This is a genomic window from Acidimicrobiales bacterium (assembly GCA_041394185.1).
GTDB lineage: Bacteria > Actinomycetota > Acidimicrobiia > Acidimicrobiales > Poriferisodalaceae > JAAETH01.
The window spans coordinates 742,874-758,617 of the sequence record JAWKIQ010000003.1; the positions used below are offsets into that span (position 1 = coordinate 742,874).

Sequence of the window (15,744 nt, forward strand, 5' to 3'; positions counted from 1 at the left end):
GCGGCCCGACACGGTCAGCCTTGCTGTCGCTCAGACCTGACCTGATCGATCGCCGCCAGATAGTCCTCCACGTCGACGGCGCCCGTGATCAGGTACTTGCCGTCGACGACCACAGCGGGAACCCCGCCGATGCCCGCTTGCACCGCAGCATTGTGATCGTCGATCGATTCGCGGGCAAAGGTCGCCGCGTGCTCGTTGAATCGCTCGGCGAACGCATGGGGGTCTATGCCGACGCGCGCGGCCAGCTCGACCAGCACCGTGGGATCAGAGATCGTGCGGTGTTCGACGAAGTACGCGTGGAACAGCGCGCCGTGATAGGCGCCCCAACGGTCGGGGAACGTCGCTGCCACCCGGCTTGCGATTGCGGCCGGAAGCGAGTGGCTGGGCGGCTCGTGTTCCTGGCTCCAGGGCACGACGAAGCCCGCCTCGGGCTCTAGCTCCGCCGGCCGAGCCCAAGACCCCGTGTATCGGGTGAAGCTCTCCATAGAGCGTTCCTCGGGTTCGGGGCGCAAGAGGTAGCTGCGCCACTCGATCGACACCGAAGGTCCGGCGGCTGCCGCGAGCTTTGCGAGACGCACGGTCCCGACGAGACACCAAGGTCAGAGATAGTCAGACCAGACGGTCAACACGATCGGATCGAGCTCGGGTGAGTGGTCCATGGGCCAACCCTACGCCGCCACGCTCACCGCATGAACAGCCTCCACAGATCGATGAGGTCGTCGCCGTCGTCAAAATGATCCACGAGCCGATCGAACAGCCCGTGGGATATGACGTCGACCTCGTCGCCCCGCCCCATCACCACCAGCGCGGCTTGATCCAGCGACCGGCTGCCGTCGGTCAGGTAGGACCCGTGGCCACTGTCGCCGGCCACGTCGACCGGTATCCATCCAGTGCCGGGATCGTTGGGGTCGCCCCCGAACCACCCCAGGTCGTCGATGGGATCGCTTGCTGCAGCCATGGTCCACATCCGCACGCCACCGTTGAGCCTGCGAGGGTCTGACCCGCCAACGCCCGGACTGCCCATGACCACGACATCGTCGACGTCGGCCCTGCTCGCGGCCACACCCGCCACCACGAGCGATCCGTAACTGTGACCCAGCAGGGTCAGATGAACCGCGTCGGGCAGCCCCAGTTGGTCAAGCAGCGAATTCAGCTCGTCGATGCCCTCGTCGGCCGCTGCCCTGCTGACGACCTCGGTCCAGGCCAACGGACCAGCACCCAGCTCGTCTGGTGCGTCATAGCCATTCCATGCGACCACCGCCACTTCCGCTCCCAATCCAGCCACGCGCCGAAACAGGTTCGAGGCCCTGCTAGCGGTCGTCGAGTCGAAGTTCTCGACGCTGCTGCCCATGCCACCAACAACCACGGCCACGTTGCGTGCGGTAGCCAGATCGCCGAACACCTCGACTACTCGACCCTCGCCGGAGGGGTCGAACTGGATGATCTGGCGGCCACCGTCGAGCAATGCCTCGACGGCGCGGGTCGGCCCGCCAGGCGACAATGCAGCCTGTGCTTCGAGAGCCATCCGGGCTTCGGACAACTTGCGTTCGATCAGACCGGCCCTTGCGGCGGTGTCTGCGATCCGGAACGCTTCGACTTGCCTGCTGATCTGGCGGGTCAGGTCGTCGAGCAACGCCGAGATGTGGTCGACGACCGCCGCACAACGACTGCAGTCGTAAAGGCCCGTCGAGCGCGAGCGCTGGGCCAGACGCCTCGCTGCCCGCTTGGTATCCGTGCCGGCACGCCCGAGATTCGCCACCAATGCGTCGAGGTAATCGATGTCGGCGCCGCACCGGCTCATCGCAGAAGGGCCGCGTCGCGGCGCGCCAGGGCGGCCAGGCTGACCAGCCGACGCCTCGCCTCGCCGCAGCGCGCGACCACATCGGCTGCCGCTGCAGCAGCGTCTTGTGAGTTGGGCCCGTCCCAGAAACCTGTGCCAACGGCGGCGACCCTGCGGCCGGGCGCCGTCTCGAGCGCCGCGAGTGCTGCCGCTACCCGCCCCAGCACCACCAGTGCGTACTCGCAGTCTGATGCCATTCGCAGCATTTCGACACGCCGGCCGTGGTCCGACGCGTCAAAGGTCGATGTCGACGACATGAAGATGCCTCCTCGATGGCCCGACCCCGGACCAATCCTCAGCTCGAAATAGATCGAAATGCAGGGAGAAGTGCGGGCCAATCGTAACCGGGCGAGGAATCAGACCGCTACTTGATCTACGGTGAACGGCTTACACGGCCACTCACACGAATCCCCGGGGGCAACATGTCGATGTCTGGTTCGATCCTTGGTCACGCAGTTCTGCGCAAAGAGGACGAGGGCCTTCTCCGAGGCTCAAACGAATACTTCGACGATCTCGAATTCGACGGGCTCCTGCACGCCGTCTTCGTACGCTCGACGATCTCCCACGCCGACATCGTCGAACTCGACATCTCCGACGCGACGTCCATGCCAGGGGTGGTGGCGGTGCACACCGCTGAGACGCTTGCCATGCCGGACAGCCCGTCTCTGTTCACCGACCCCAGCGCGGCCAGACCTCACCTGGCCAAGGGTCGGGTTCGATTCGTCGGCGACATCGTCGCGGTGGTGGTGGCCGATAGCGAAACCCATGCCCGCGACGCAGCCGAGATGGTCATCGTCGATTACGAGCCGCTCGACCCGGTGGTCGACGTCGAGGCCGCGGTCGACGAGGGCGCGCCGGTCATTTGGGATCAGATCGGATCGAACGCCGTGTTCCAGACGGCCCACCAGTGGGACGTCGATCCGCTTGCGGGTGCCGACCACGTCGTCTCACAGCGCATCGTAAGCCAGCGCCTCGCCGGAATACCCCTCGAGCCCAACGGCTGTGTGGTCGCTCCCGAGGGCGACAGGCTCGCTGCCTGGGTTCCCACCCAGAACGCCATCTCCATCAAGCCGCTCATCGCGTCGCTGGCCGAAGTCGAGCCAGAGAAGCTGCGAGTGGTCGCCCCGTGGGTGGGTGGCGGCTTCGGGAACAAGGCCGGCTACTATGTCGAGTTCGGAATCGTGACCCGGCTGGCCCGAGACCTCAATCGGCCCGTCAAGTGGGCCAGCACCCGCTCAGAGGACCTCGTGGCGCTCAACCAGGGCCGCGACTTCGTGATGAACGTCGAGATGGGCATCAACAACGACGGCAAGATCGTGGGCATGCGCTCCGATGTGCTGTCAGACGTCGGCGCCTACCCGCTGGTCGGAACCGTGTTGCCCACGGCCACCCAGATGATGTCGCAGGCTGTGTACGACATTCCCACCATCGCCTTTCGCGCTCGCGCTGTTTGCACCAACAAGACGCCTATCGCTGCCTACCGCGGAGCCGGCAGGCCCGAGGCCACCCAGATGGTCGAGCGCATCATCGACATGGCCGCCGCAGCCATCGGAATGGACCCCGCCGAGGTGCGCAGGGCCAACTTCATCCCCAAGGACGCCTTTCCCCTCACCACCCGCACCGGCGCCGCGTACGATTCGGGCGACTACGAGACCGCTCTCGACGCCGCTCTCGAGGCATCGGGGTACGCCGACCTTCGCGCCGAGCAAGCCCTCAGGCGCCAGTCGGGCGACACCAAGCAGCTGGGCATCGGCGTGTCGGCCTATGTCGAGGTGACGGCCCCCTTCGGCCTACACACCGAGTGGGGCAAGGTCGAGATCAACGACGACGGCTCGGCCAACATGTACGTCGGCACCTCGGCCCACGGCCAGGGCCACGACACGGCGTTCTCGATGATCGTCTCGGATGCCCTGGGCATTCCGATGGACAAGGTCAACCTCATCCAGTCCGACTCAGACACCATCGCCCAGGGCTCTGGAACCATGGGCTCGCGGTCGTTGCAGACAGCGGGTTCAGCCGTGAAGGTCGCAGCGGGCGAGGTGCTCGAGAAGGCGAAGAAGCTGGCCGCTCACCTGCTGGAAGCCGACCCGGCCGACATCGTCGTGGGCGATGGCGGGCTGCAGGTCGCCGGTGTGCCCGCGGCCGCAATCTCGTGGGCCGACCTCAAGGCCGCCGCCAACGACGACTCGAAGCGCCCGGCCGACATGGAGGCTGGTCTGGTACACGAGCTGGTGTTCGACGGGCAGGGCTCCACATTCCCGTTCGGCGCCCACGTCTCGGTGGTCGAGGTCGACACCGAAACCGGCGGAGTTCAGATGTTGCGCCATATCGCGGTCGACGACTGCGGCACCATCCTGAACCCCCTGCTCGTCACCGGCCAGCAGCACGGCGGTATCGCACAGGGCGCGGCCCAGTCGCTTTTCGAGTGGGTCCGCTATGACGAGGACGGCAACCCGGTGTCGGCCACGCTGATGGATTACCTGATTCCGAGCGCGGCCGAGTTCCCCAGCTTCGAGACCTCGAACACCGAGACCCCCTCGCCGCAGAACCCACTGGGCGCCAAGGGCATCGGCGAATCGGGCACCATCGGCTCGACGCCGGCCATCCACAACGCTGTGGTCGACGCGGTGGCTCACCTCGGTGTCACACACATCGACATGCCGACCAGCCCCCTCGCCATCTGGGAAGCGCTGGCGGCGGCATCGAACTGACCGATGCCACGGCTCGGCCAGGTAGGACGCGACGACGCCCACGGGTTTGCCCGGGCGGTCTATCGCTCGCTGTTCGGCGACCGCGACCCGGTCGCCAAACCCGGCACCGCCACGGGAACCCCCGGCAACTGGTGGACCGTCTTTGCACTGGTGCCAGACGCGTTCGACCACACAACGGCGGGGTTTCAGTTCTACCGAAGCCCCGACCGTCTGCTCAGCCCCAAGCTGCGCGAGCTCGGTCAGCTGCGCGCCGGTTGGGTGGTGGGCAGTCGCTTCGTGTTCTCTCAGCACTGCAAGGCGGCCCGCGACGTGGGTTGGACCGACGACGAGATCGAGGCAGTTCCGCACTGGCAGGTCGCCGATTGCTTCGACGGGCTCGAGCGGGCGTTGTTGGCCTACACCGACGCACTGGCATTGGCGCACGGCAGGGTGCCAGAAGCGGTGTTCGACGCGATGCGCGAGCACCTCAGCGACCAGGAGATCCTCGAGTTCACCTACGTGACGGCCACCTACATCATGCACGCCACCATGAGCCGGGCCCTCAGGCTCGAATACGACGACGTAGACGACCCCGTGGTCGAGATCGATACCCCTGGCATGGGAAAGACCGGACTCGACGTCATGTCCATGGTGGACGACGCTTGACCTACTATTTCGAGCCATGAAGATCGTCGTTTTGTTCGAGAGCCGTACGGGCAACACCAAACGAGCTGCCGAGTACGTCGCCGGAGCCGCAGCGGCAGCAGGTGGCGAGGTGCTGCTGGCGCCCGTCGCCGAGGCTCCTCTCGACGCTCTCACCCAGGCCGACCTGGTCTTCATCGGCAGCTGGACCGACGGCGTCATCGTCACCGGGCACATGCCAGGCGGGCGCAAGAACCTCTACAACCTGCCGGACCTCTGGGACATCCCGGTGGCGGGGTTCCTGACACATGCGATACACCCCGGCAAGGTCACCCGCGCCTTCGCAAAGCTCCTGCGTTACAAGGGCGCCAATGTGGTGCTGGTCCGCACCTTCAACCGCAAGAAGCTGCCAGACGGCATTGCCGAGTTCGTAGCCGATGCCATGGCGGCAGCGGCGGTCGAGCTTCCGGCCTGAACCTCTTCAGCGGCTCGCCGAATCGGCGATGGCCGCGTCCATCAACGACTGCAGGGTTTCTCGAAGCTCTGCGGTGAAGGTGGCCAGGTGCTCTCTCTTGACCCTGCCACCGTCGGGGTTGATCGGCGGGTCCATGGGTTCGCCAACCACGATGGTCACGGTGGAACGCCTGGGCCGCTTCGCTCCCGAGGGCAGTGCAGCCTCGGTTCCGAAGATTCCAATGGGCACCACTCGTGCGCCTGACTTCGAGGCCAGGTACGCGGTCCCGTCGAAGATCTCGCCGATGTTGTTGCCGCTTTGGCGGGTGCCTTCGGGGAAGACGAGCACCCGTTCGCCTTCTGCCAGCAACTGCTGGGCGGTGCGCAGAGCCTCGCGATCGGCCGATCCGCGCTTGACCGGGAAGGAGCCCAAAGCGGTGACGACCCAGCCCAAAGCCGCGTTCTCGAACAGGGACTCCTTCGACAACGACCTGCAACGCCAGTTCGGGGCTGCGCCCAGAAGCGGTGCGTCGAGGTTCGACCTGTGCGTCGGGGCCACGATCAGCGGCGTCGCGGCATCGAGGTGCTCGCGGCCGACCACACGCACCCTGAAGTACGGGTACAGCACCCGGCGTATCGAAGTCCGGATGAACAAGTAGAACCACCAGCCGGCTTTCCCCTTCGCAGACATGAACCGTCTGATTCTGTTCAACTGTTGTCTCCTCGCCGGGTTCAGGGGCTTGGCTGTCACGCCCCCTGGGTAGCCTCGCACAACGTATGGCGAGCATCCATTGTGGCAACTGCGGCGGTATCCACGAATCCGTGGCCGAGGTAAGGCGGTGTCATGGGGAGGGCTCGGTCCAGCCCGCACCGGTCGCCCGACCAGCCCATGCGCCCAGCGCCGGCCGCGGGCCCGCCGAACTGGGACGCAGCGTGCTGGTCATGCCGGGCCAGCCCGCCCCGGCCGAATGGCAGGGGTGCCCCCGCGTCTTCGTCGACTGTTCGGCGCCCGACGCCCAGGCGCTGGCCGACCTTCACGCCGCCTGGCTCGAGCGCACCGCCCTGGTCGTCGAAGTGCAGGGGCGACTTCCCGAACTCGAAGCTGCACCTGCGCGGCCGGTGTGGTCGTTGTCGCCAGGGCTCGATCTGCTACCGGACAGGCTCGAGTTCCTGTTGACGGCAAACTGCGCAGATGCCCGATCGGGCGACATCACGTTGACGGCTCTGGTACCGGCCTTCGAGTTGGGGGCGCAGCCCTGCGAGCGAGCCGACATCTTGCTGCCCGACGGGTCGCCCGCCTGGATCGATGGCGGACCCCCCGACCTGGCGATGGCCGGTGGCTTTGCTGTTTTGCCAACCACCCACATCGAGCACGGTTCGCTGAAACCACACGTCATCGTCGAACCGACGGCGATGCTGGCCCCAGACCAACTCGAGGCCGTCAGCCACACGGGCGCGGCGGCACGCATCGTCGCTCCCGCCGGGTCGGGCAAGACCCGGGTCCTCACAGAACGCGCTCGCCACCTTCTCCGCGAGCGAAACGTGCCCTCGTCGTCGTTGCTGCTGGTCGCTTTCAACAAGCGCGCCCAACTCGAGATGAAGGAACGCACTTCCGATCTGCCAGACCTGAAGGTCAGCACCCTCAACGCCCTGGGCCTGGCGATCATTCGCGGCAGCGGGTCGTTCGCAGCGCCCAGTACGCGCCGGGGCACAGATGTCGTCGACGAACGCGCGGTCAGGCGAATTCTCGACGACCTCCTCGACCTGCGGCGCCGCGCCAACTCCGATCCTCTGGCGGTCTGGATCGAGGCCCTCACCGCCGTGCGACTGGGCCTCAGAGACCCCGTCGAGGTCGAGCGCAGCTTCGGCGGCGACGTCGACGGTTTGCCGGTGCTGGTCGAGCGCTATCGCGCCACCCTGTTCGAACACGGTCTCGTCGATTTCGACGAACAGATAGTTGCCGCTATCGAACTGCTATTGGCCGAGCCCGCTGTCCGCAAGACCGCCCGCCGCGCCTGCCGAACCCTCCTGGTAGACGAGTTCCAGGACCTCACGCCAGCCCACATGCTGCTGATCCGACTCCTGGCGGGCCCCGCCTCGAACGTGTTCGGCGTTGGCGATGACGACCAGACCATTTACGGGTTCACCGGCGCTTCCCCAGACTGGCTGGTCGACTATGGCCGCTGGTTTCCCGGTGCCACGACCCACCCGCTCGAGGTCAACTACCGGTGCCCGGCGCCCGTGGTCCAGGCGGCCTCGAACCTGCTGTCTTACAACGCCTCTCGGGTCGACAAGCAAATTCGCCCGGCCCAGCAACACGGTGGGCCAGACCAAGCCTTGTCCGTGCACATCGCCGAATCGCCGGTGCAACTAACGGCCGAACTGGCGGCAGACCTCGCAGCGACGGCCCCCCACGACGTCATCGTCTTGACTCGGGTCAACGCGTCTCTCGCCCCGGTTCAGATAGCGCTGCGAGCCGCAGGAGTGCCCGTCACCAAGGCCGTAGACCTCAGATTTGCCGAACGCACTGGGGTCAGGGCCGCACTCGCATGGCTGCGCCTGGCCACCTCGGATCGGCTCGAACCCACAGACATCGCCGAGGCCGCCCGCAGACCTGGCAGGGGGCTCAGCGCCCGGGTCATCGAGTGGATGTGCGAGCATCGCGGCACACAAGACCTTCGGCGCCTTGCCGACCGGGTGCGTGATCGAGACGCGGAAAAGGTCCTCGAGTTCGTCGACGACGTCGAACTCGTGCGCATCGCGGCCCAACGCGGCGACGACACGCGCACCCTTCTGGATCTGTTGCGTGACGAGGTCGGGCTGGGCGGATCGCTCGACCAACTCGACGGCAGTAGGCGCAGCGTCGACCGCTCGACGCACGGCGACGACTTGTCGGCGCTGTCGAGCCTGGCCGACTTCCACCCACAGCCTGCGACCTTCGAAACCTGGCTCAGAGCCGAGCTGGAGGCACCGGGGGATCCCGACGGCGTTCGGCTCTCAACCGTGCACAGGGTCAAGGGCCGTGAATGGCCCCACGTCATCGTCGCGGCGGCCGAAGAGGGACGCTTCCCGCACCGATTGTGCACCGACATCGAGGAAGAACGCCGGGTCTTCCACGTCGCAATCACCCGCGCATCGCTGACCTGCGATGTGGTCGCCGACCGAGCAGCGCCCAGCCGTTTCCTCGCCGAGATGGAGGCGGCTGGCTCCCCAGCCAAGGCCAGGCCCGTGTCGAGCGTGCCGGCATCCGTTGTTCCCACGCCCGCGCCCGGCGACGAAAGCCTCCGCGACGAACTCCGCGAGTGGCGCCGCACCCGCGCTTCTTCCGATGGCGTACCGGCCTTCGTCGTGTTCAACGACCGCACCCTCGACGAGCTGGTTCAGATCCGCCCAGCCGATGCCAAGGCCCTCAGACGCGTTCACGGTTTCGGCCCCGCGAAGGTCAGTCGCTATGGCGAAGACCTCCTGTCGATCGTCACGTCCCATGCCGACTGACAGCGCTTGCACAGCTCGCAAGCCGTCGAATCTGTGAACAGATCGTGTCAAACCGATGTCAAGTTCACTTTCTGTGGAACCGATACCACGTTTCAACGTTATGAATGGTCACAACAGGGTTTCTCGGGCGTGGCCCCTGGGTACGAGCATCAGGTGAGGAGGTTGCGATGCTCAGCATGACAGTCGTAGTTGCACTGCTCATCACGATGCTTGTGATGGGTCTCGCCCCTGGAGTTCTCTGGATACCTCCGGCCCGGCGAACCCGCCGTCCCGATATCGAACCGGTCCAGATAAGCCACAAGGGTTCGATGGACCTCACCGACGACGAGTGCCTCGCCGCTTGAGTTCACATCGTCGCAGTTGAACACAACGGTCGCCCGCATACCGCTGTTGGCGGCCTTGTTCGTTGTTGCATCGTGCACAGCCACGGCGACAACCCGGGACGTCGAGGCCGAAGCTTCCGTCCCACGCACAACCGCGACCACCACCGTCGTCAGCGTTGCCGAAGCCCAAACCACCAGCAGCCTCGCGCCGACGTCCACGGCCCAGGTCTCGACGACCACCGAGGCTAAAGCGCCTCCATCCGAGCCACCGCCCAGCTTCACCGCAACCGTCAGCTCGGTAGACGCAGACGACCTCGGTTCGTCGTGGCGGCCGGGATGCCCCGTCGACCCCGAGGACCTACGGCTGATCGAAGTAACCCACTGGAACAACTCGGGCCAACCGGTGACCGGCCAGCTCGTCGCTCACGAGTCGGCATCGGCCGACCTGGTGCAGGTGTTCCGCAGGCTGTTCGACGTCGGGTTCACCATCGAGCGCATGGAGCTGGTGCAGAACTACGACGGCGACGACGATCTGTCGATGGCGGCCAACAACACATCGGCCTTCAACTGTCGCGAGGTGGCCTGGCGGCCTGGGGTGTGGTCACTTCACGCCTATGGCCTTGCCATCGACATCAACCCATTGCTCAACCCCTACGTCTCGGCCACACGCCTGCTGCCGCCCGAAGGCGCTCAGTACGCCGACCGCGGCCTGCAGGTCGCGGGAATGATTCACGGCGATGGCCCTGTGGTAGAGGCCTTTGCGTCCGTGGGGTGGGGCTGGGGCGGCTACTGGGCGTCCGGCAAGGACTACCAGCACTTCGACAGGCGCTAGCCCCTGCTCTCGAACACGTTGCTGAGGCCGCCGATTACCGAGCCGCTGTCGTCGGAACGCGTGCCCACCTGGTTGGCGAGAATCCGATCGGCCAGCCGGCTGAAGGGCAGGCTCTGAAGCCACACCCGGCCATGACCGCTGAGGGTCGCGAGAAAGAGACCCTCACCGCCAAACACCATCGACTTGAGGTTGCCGGCTCGTTCGATCGTGTACTCGATCGTGGGGTCGAAAGCGACGATGCACCCGGTGTCGACTCGAAGGGTGCCGCCCTGCAGCAGCTTCCCGGTGACCGTTCCGCCTGCGTGCAGGAACACATTGCCGTCGCCCTGCAGCTTCTGGAGTATGAAGCCCTCGCCGCCGAACAGCCCGGTGCCGATCTTCTTTTGAAACGCGATGTCGATCTTGGTGCCCATTGCGGCACACAGGAACGCTTCCTTTTGGGCGATGATCTCGCCGCCCGACTGCCCCAGATCGACCGGAACGATCTTGCCTGGGTATGGCGCTGCGAAGGCGGCCTTGGCCTTGCCATCGGCGCCCGTGTTGGTGAAATGGGTGATGAAGATCGACTCGCCGGTTATCGCACGCTTGCCTGCCGACTTGAGCTTGCCCCACATGCCCTGATCGGGTTCGGCGCCGTCACCCATCTTGGTCTCGAAGGTGATGCCGTCCTCGATGTACATCATCGTGCCGGCCTCGCCTATGACCGTCTCGCCCGGGTCGAGTTCGACCTCTACGAACTGAAGGTCGTCGCCGGTGATTGTGTAATCGATCTCGTGGCTGCGCTGCATTGTTGCTCCCGGGCGAATCTGACTGACGGCTACCTCGACAAAGGTAGCCCCAGGCGCCGCTCAGATCGATCAGGATGCGCCGGCGTCTTCGACCAATCGCTGGAACAACGCCAGGTGTTGGGGCAGGTGTCGCAGGAGTTCGGGGTGCCATTGCACCGCAATGACTCGATCGGCCCCGTCGACCTCGATGCCCTCGACATGGCCGTCGCCGTTGATCGCCACCGCTCGGCAGCCCTCGCCCAGCCGCCCGATGGCTTGGTGATGAAGCGAGTTGACACCGAAGGATCCCGGGCCCACCAGCGCTGCGAGCCGCGACCCTGGGGCTATCTCGACTTCGTGTACCAACTGGTTGTGTCGATCCGAACACATGTGTCCGTCGACGTGCTGCACCAGCGTTCCGCCCATGGCGACGTTCAAAGACTGGGCACCGCGGCAGATGGCCAGCGTTGGTTTGTTGCGCTCGATCAGCCTGGTGATGAGGGCACGCTCGAAGGTGTCGCGGTCGGGCTGGGTCTCGCCCGTCATGGGGTCGCGTTCCGCGCCGTAGGCGGCCGGGTCGATGTCTACGCCTCCGGTCACGACTACACCGTCCACCCGATCGGCCAGAAGCGTCGCCGCCTCGGGGTCGGTGGTTATCGGCAGTATCACCGGGACCCCGCCGGCCTTGACCACCGCCTTCAGATAGGTGTTGGTCACCAGGTTCGAGGGCATCTTGGCGTCATGGATGTCGACGTCGGTAAATTCGGCCGAAACGCCGATCAGTGGTGCTGCCATCGTTGTTGATCCTCAGAGGGTTTCGAAGTACCGGTCGAGTTCCCACGGGGTTGGCCCGTCGGAGGTGATATCGCCGCCGGAGGTGTTGAAAGCCAACCATTCGAAACGTCGAACCCCTATCCAGTAGTCGACGAGTTCGTCTCCCAGCATCGCCCGCAGGCGTTGGTCCGAACCGAGCGCATCGCAGGCCGCCGTGACCGAAACCGGCAACCGATCTGGCATCGCTTCATCGTCTGGAAGGCCCCAAGCCATGCGCTCGAACGGGGGTGGCGGCTCGAGCTGTTCGTCGAGCCCTGCCATCCCGCCGGCGAGAATCGCGGCCGCGGCCATGTGTGGATGAAGGTCGCCGGCTCCCATTCGGTGTTCGATGCGGGCAGAGCTTGCCGACCCGCTCAGCACCCGCAACGCAGTCGACTTGTTGTCGACGTCCCAGGTCACGTGCGTGGGCACCGCCTTGAACGGCTCGACCCGCCTGAAGCTATTGGGGTTGAGGGCCATGAATGCCGCCGTAGCGGGCAGGCACTGCATAAGACCGCCCAACCAGTTTCTGGCCACCGTCGACAGGCCGTGCTGGGCGTGTGGGTCGTGTAGGACGGGCCGATCGTCGGCCAGCAGCGAGTGGTGAACGTGCAAACCGTTGTTGAAATCGCTGGTCACGCGGGCCATGAAGGTCACTGAGACGCCCTGCTCGTGGGCTACTTCCTTGCACACCTGCCTGACCCTGATGACGTGATCGGCGGCCGTCAGAGGGTCGGTAGGAGCGATATTGAGTTCGAACTGACCCGATGCGGCCTCGGCGTTCCACGCCTCCCATGGCACACCGAGGCCATCCAGGCGCCTGCAGACCTCGGACAGCAACGGTTCGAGGATGTGAGCGTCCTGAGACAAGTACGCGAGGTGGCTGCCAACCCCGATGGGCTGAAGATCGCGCCAGCCTCGGGCCCGGTTCTCCGAAGGGGTCCTGGTGAAGAACTGGCCTTCGATCTCGAATGCGAACAACGACTGATAGCCCCGGCCCTCGAGCTCACCGATCATTCGACGCAAGGTCGATCGACCGCACGCCGAGATCGGGTTTCCGCCGTGGTCGACTGCGTTTGCGAAACACGTGGCTGTACCCGCAGAGCCGGGCAGCATGCGCAACGTGTCGAGGTCTGGCACCAGGTGAACGTCTCCGACCACGGTCGAGCGCCATGGTGCAGTGAACCCGAACGCCGGGTCACCGGCCCGATCGGTGCCGAAGGTGTAATCGGCGAATCCGATACCCGACTCGAGCGACGACAGGAACTTCGTCGGGTGCAGCATCTTGCAGATCGCCAAGCCGTCCAACTGCACACCTTCGACCCGCACGCGCTGTATCGAGTGCTGCTCCAAGAACCGTTCTACGTCGAGCTTGTCCATCACACGAGCTCCCCGAAGAGGTGGTCTATGGCGTACTTGGTCAACAACGACAGATCCCTCAGATCGGCCACGACGAACAATCGGCCATTCAGGACTTCTTCGGCCACCACCGCCGACCCAGACATCGCCGCAGCCAGACGCGCTGCCTGACCGTGGATCTCGATGGCCGGGTCGCCCGCTCCGCCCCACTGTTGCTGCCGGCCATGCCCATCGACATCGGTGGCGACCAGCCTGACCGGTCTGGGGCAGTCGGCGTGCGCCATCGCGCGTTCGAAGAACCGGTCGGCCTCGGCTTGCCAATCGCCGACCGGCGGTTCGAGCAGCTTGGCGGCGGCAAGAGCCAGGACCGGATGCTTTGCCGCACCCTCCACCTTTGGTTTGGCATCGGCATCGGCGAGGTCCATGGTGATCGACACATCGGCGTCGGCGTCGGCGCCACGCCGGATCGAGATGCAATCGGCTCCGATGCGCAGGGTCACGGCCTGGGGATCGGTAGCCGAGGCCAGCACGATGACGCCGCGAGCACGCGCCAGCGGTCCGCCCCCTGACCATGCGGCCAGCGATCGGCGCACCAGCGACGCCGTGATACGCGCCAGGGGTACCGGGTCGGGCTCGAGTTCGACTCGCATGGAACCTCCAAAATGCGAACGCCTGCGCCCTTGGCTGGACGATGACACTCCCGCAAGGAGCCACACTATGGCGATGTCGACGAACGTGCCTCTCGTGTTGGCCTCGGGTTCAGCCCGCCGGGCAGAATTGCTGGCCTCGGCAGGCCTGCAGTACCAGCAGAGACCCGCCGACATAGACGAGACCCCCATCGAAGGCGAAGCGCCCGTCGACTATGTCAAGAGGCTGGCCACCACAAAGGCGTTGGCCGTGGCGCGACCTGGCGAGCTGGTGGTCGGGGCCGACACGTCGGTCGTCATCGACGCCAAGATTCTGGGCAAGCCGTCCGACGCAGGTGACGCCGCCGCGATGCTCGAGCTGCTGTCGGGCCGCAGCCACGAGGTCCTGACCGGCATGGCCCTGGTTCTCGACGATGTCGTCACAGCGCACGTCGAGCGAACGGTCGTGCGCATGACAGACGTGACCCGCGAACAGATCGACTGGTACGTGTCGACCGGCGAGCCCATGGACAAGGCCGGTTCGTATGCCATACAGGGGGGCGCGGCATGCTTTGTCGAGACCATCGAGGGCTCGGTCACCAACGTCATCGGGTTGCCCTTGACCCAGCTGATCGATCTCATCGTCGGGCTCGGAATCGACGTCACGTCGCTACGATCGGGCCCATGACCCTCACCGACGTGGGCACCGCCGCGCCGAGAAGCGACATCAACGCCGACGTCGAGCCCGCGCGGCCCGGCGAGTTCGCAACACCCTCCATAGGCCCCTTTCGCTTGGAGACCCCGGTGATCCTGGCCCCGATGGCCGGGGTCACCGATGTCCCGTTCCGCGAGCTGTGCCGTTCGTTCGGCGCAGGTATCTACGTGAACCAGATGATCACGGCCAGAGCTCTGATAGAGGGCAACGAGACGACTTGGAAGCTGGCCGAGTTCGGCCCAGACGAGAGCCCGCGCAGCATCCAGTTGTACGGCACCGAGGAGCGCAGCATCGGCGAGGCCGTGACCAGGCTGGTCGCCGAGGGACGTGTCGACCACATCGACATGAACTTCGGCTGCCCCGCCCCGAAGGTCACCCGCCTTGGCGGCGGCTCCGCGCTGCCGGTCAAACGCCGCCTGCTGCGCAAGATGATCGAAGCTGCGGTCAAAGCTGCGGGTGACGTGCCGGTGACCATCAAGTTCCGCAAGGGCATCGACGACGATCACCTGACCTTCCTCGACACCGGAGCCATGGCCGCCGAGTTGGGCTGCGCGGCCATTGCACTGCACGGACGAACCGCACGAGATCTCTACAGCGGTCATGCCGACTGGGACGCGATAGGCGAGCTGAAGTCCCATGTGACCGAAATCCCGGTGTTCGGCAACGGCGACATCTGGGAACCCTGGGATGCGCTTCGGATGATGCGCCACACCGGCTGCGATGGTGTCGTCATAGGTCGCGGCTGCCTGGGTAGGCCTTGGTTGTTCCGAGACCTCGCCGCAGTGTTCAGGGGCGAGGAACCCCCTATGCCTCCGAGCCTGCCGGATGTGGGTCGCATCATGATCGAGCACGCCAGCAAGCTGGTCGATTGGTACGGCGACTCGGCTCAGGTACGACAGTTCAGGAAACACGCGATCTGGTACGTGACGGGCTTCCCGGTCGGTGGCGCACGCCGGGCCCGGCTGGCCCAGATCGATTCGATCGCCGAACTCGAGTCGATCGTCGCTGACTTTCCTGCCGCCGAGTTCCCCGCAGAGGCACTGCGGGTCAAGCGGAGTCATACCGGAGGCCCCAAACGGGTCGTCCTACCCGATGGTTGGCTCGACGACATCGACGACGAGACGCCTCTTCCCGCCGAGGCCGGCGAGCACAACTCGGGGGGCTGACTGCCACCTCGGCCCGGCGGGCG

At 65.7% G+C, this 15,744-nt stretch carries 15 protein-coding genes and 1 pseudogene; 8 read left to right on the forward strand and 8 right to left on the reverse strand.

All coding sequences use genetic code 11. The annotated features are described in order from the left end of the window. Positions 1-14: 14 nt before the first annotated feature. The 3 genes and pseudogenes from R2770_16970 to R2770_16980 form a co-directional block, all read right to left on the reverse strand. A pseudogene (locus R2770_16970) lies at positions 15-587 on the reverse strand (DsbA family protein). Between the two features lie 95 nt (positions 588-682). Then, complete coding sequence (locus R2770_16975; GenBank protein ID MEZ5282155.1) at positions 683-1,801, reverse strand: alpha/beta hydrolase; 1,119 nt, start codon at positions 1,799-1,801, stop codon at positions 683-685. After that, positions 1,798-2,097 carry a hypothetical protein gene (locus R2770_16980; protein ID MEZ5282156.1) on the reverse strand — a complete coding sequence of 100 codons (300 nt, stop codon included), beginning with the start codon at positions 2,095-2,097 and terminating at the stop codon, positions 1,798-1,800. Before R2770_16980 ends, R2770_16975 begins: the two co-directional genes overlap by 4 nt. 171 nt (positions 2,098-2,268) lie before the next feature. Between R2770_16980 and R2770_16985 the strand changes: the two genes are divergently transcribed. From R2770_16985 to R2770_16995, 3 genes are read left to right on the forward strand one after another with little or no spacing between them, the layout of a single operon-like run. Next, positions 2,269-4,551, forward strand: coding sequence for a xanthine dehydrogenase family protein molybdopterin-binding subunit (locus tag R2770_16985; protein ID MEZ5282157.1), 2,283 nt, complete (start codon positions 2,269-2,271; stop codon positions 4,549-4,551). A 3-nt stretch (positions 4,552-4,554) separates the two neighbouring features. After that, positions 4,555-5,196 (forward strand): carboxymuconolactone decarboxylase family protein, encoded by a 642-nt coding sequence (locus tag R2770_16990; protein MEZ5282158.1) that lies wholly within the window; start codon positions 4,555-4,557, stop codon positions 5,194-5,196. A 16-nt stretch (positions 5,197-5,212) separates the two neighbouring features. Continuing rightward, complete coding sequence (locus tag R2770_16995) at positions 5,213-5,647, forward strand: hypothetical protein (protein MEZ5282159.1); 435 nt, start codon at positions 5,213-5,215, stop codon at positions 5,645-5,647. Positions 5,648-5,653: 6 nt separating this feature from the next. On the opposite strand, the gene R2770_17000 is transcribed toward R2770_16995, so the two are convergent. Next, on the reverse strand, positions 5,654-6,337 hold the full coding sequence (locus R2770_17000) for a lysophospholipid acyltransferase family protein (GenBank protein ID MEZ5282160.1): 684 nt from the start codon (positions 6,335-6,337) through the stop codon (positions 5,654-5,656). Positions 6,338-6,402: 65 nt separating this feature from the next. Between R2770_17000 and R2770_17005 the strand changes: the two genes are divergently transcribed. From R2770_17005 to R2770_17015, 3 genes are all read left to right on the forward strand, one after another. Further along, positions 6,403-9,120: an ATP-dependent DNA helicase UvrD2 gene (locus R2770_17005; protein ID MEZ5282161.1), complete on the forward strand. Its 2,718-nt coding sequence runs from the start codon at positions 6,403-6,405 to the stop codon at positions 9,118-9,120. 167 nt (positions 9,121-9,287) lie between these two features. After that, positions 9,288-9,464: a hypothetical protein gene (locus R2770_17010; protein MEZ5282162.1), complete on the forward strand. Its 177-nt coding sequence runs from the start codon at positions 9,288-9,290 to the stop codon at positions 9,462-9,464. Between the two features lie 16 nt (positions 9,465-9,480). Continuing rightward, positions 9,481-10,275 (forward strand): M15 family metallopeptidase, encoded by a 795-nt coding sequence (locus R2770_17015; GenBank protein MEZ5282163.1) that lies wholly within the window; start codon positions 9,481-9,483, stop codon positions 10,273-10,275. Here the strand turns inward: R2770_17015 and R2770_17020 are convergent. The 4 genes from R2770_17020 to R2770_17035 form a co-directional block, all read right to left on the reverse strand. After that, on the reverse strand, positions 10,272-11,063 hold the full coding sequence (locus R2770_17020) for a TIGR00266 family protein (GenBank protein ID MEZ5282164.1): 792 nt from the start codon (positions 11,061-11,063) through the stop codon (positions 10,272-10,274). The genes R2770_17015 and R2770_17020 overlap by 4 nt on opposite strands. Positions 11,064-11,132: 69 nt before the next feature. Continuing rightward, on the reverse strand, positions 11,133-11,837 hold the full coding sequence (locus R2770_17025) for a gamma-glutamyl-gamma-aminobutyrate hydrolase family protein (protein ID MEZ5282165.1): 705 nt from the start codon (positions 11,835-11,837) through the stop codon (positions 11,133-11,135). Between the two features lie 12 nt (positions 11,838-11,849). Continuing rightward, a complete protein-coding gene (locus R2770_17030) occupies positions 11,850-13,235 on the reverse strand; it encodes a glutamine synthetase family protein (protein MEZ5282166.1) in 1,386 nt (461 codons plus the stop codon). Then, the gene (locus R2770_17035; GenBank protein MEZ5282167.1) at positions 13,235-13,864 is read right to left on the reverse strand and encodes a hypothetical protein; all 630 of its coding nucleotides are present in this window, start codon (positions 13,862-13,864) and stop codon (positions 13,235-13,237) included. Before R2770_17035 ends, R2770_17030 begins: the two co-directional genes overlap by 1 nt. 67 nt (positions 13,865-13,931) lie before the next feature. On the opposite strand from R2770_17035, the gene R2770_17040 reads away from it, so the two are divergent. Together R2770_17040 and dusB are read left to right on the forward strand one after the other, a co-directional pair. Then, positions 13,932-14,528, forward strand: coding sequence for a Maf family protein (locus R2770_17040; protein MEZ5282168.1), 597 nt, complete (start codon positions 13,932-13,934; stop codon positions 14,526-14,528). Continuing rightward, on the forward strand, positions 14,525-15,721 hold the full coding sequence (gene dusB, locus R2770_17045; protein ID MEZ5282169.1) for a tRNA dihydrouridine synthase DusB: 1,197 nt from the start codon (positions 14,525-14,527) through the stop codon (positions 15,719-15,721). The genes R2770_17040 and dusB overlap by 4 nt, the downstream gene beginning before the upstream one ends. Positions 15,722-15,744 lie beyond the last annotated feature (23 nt).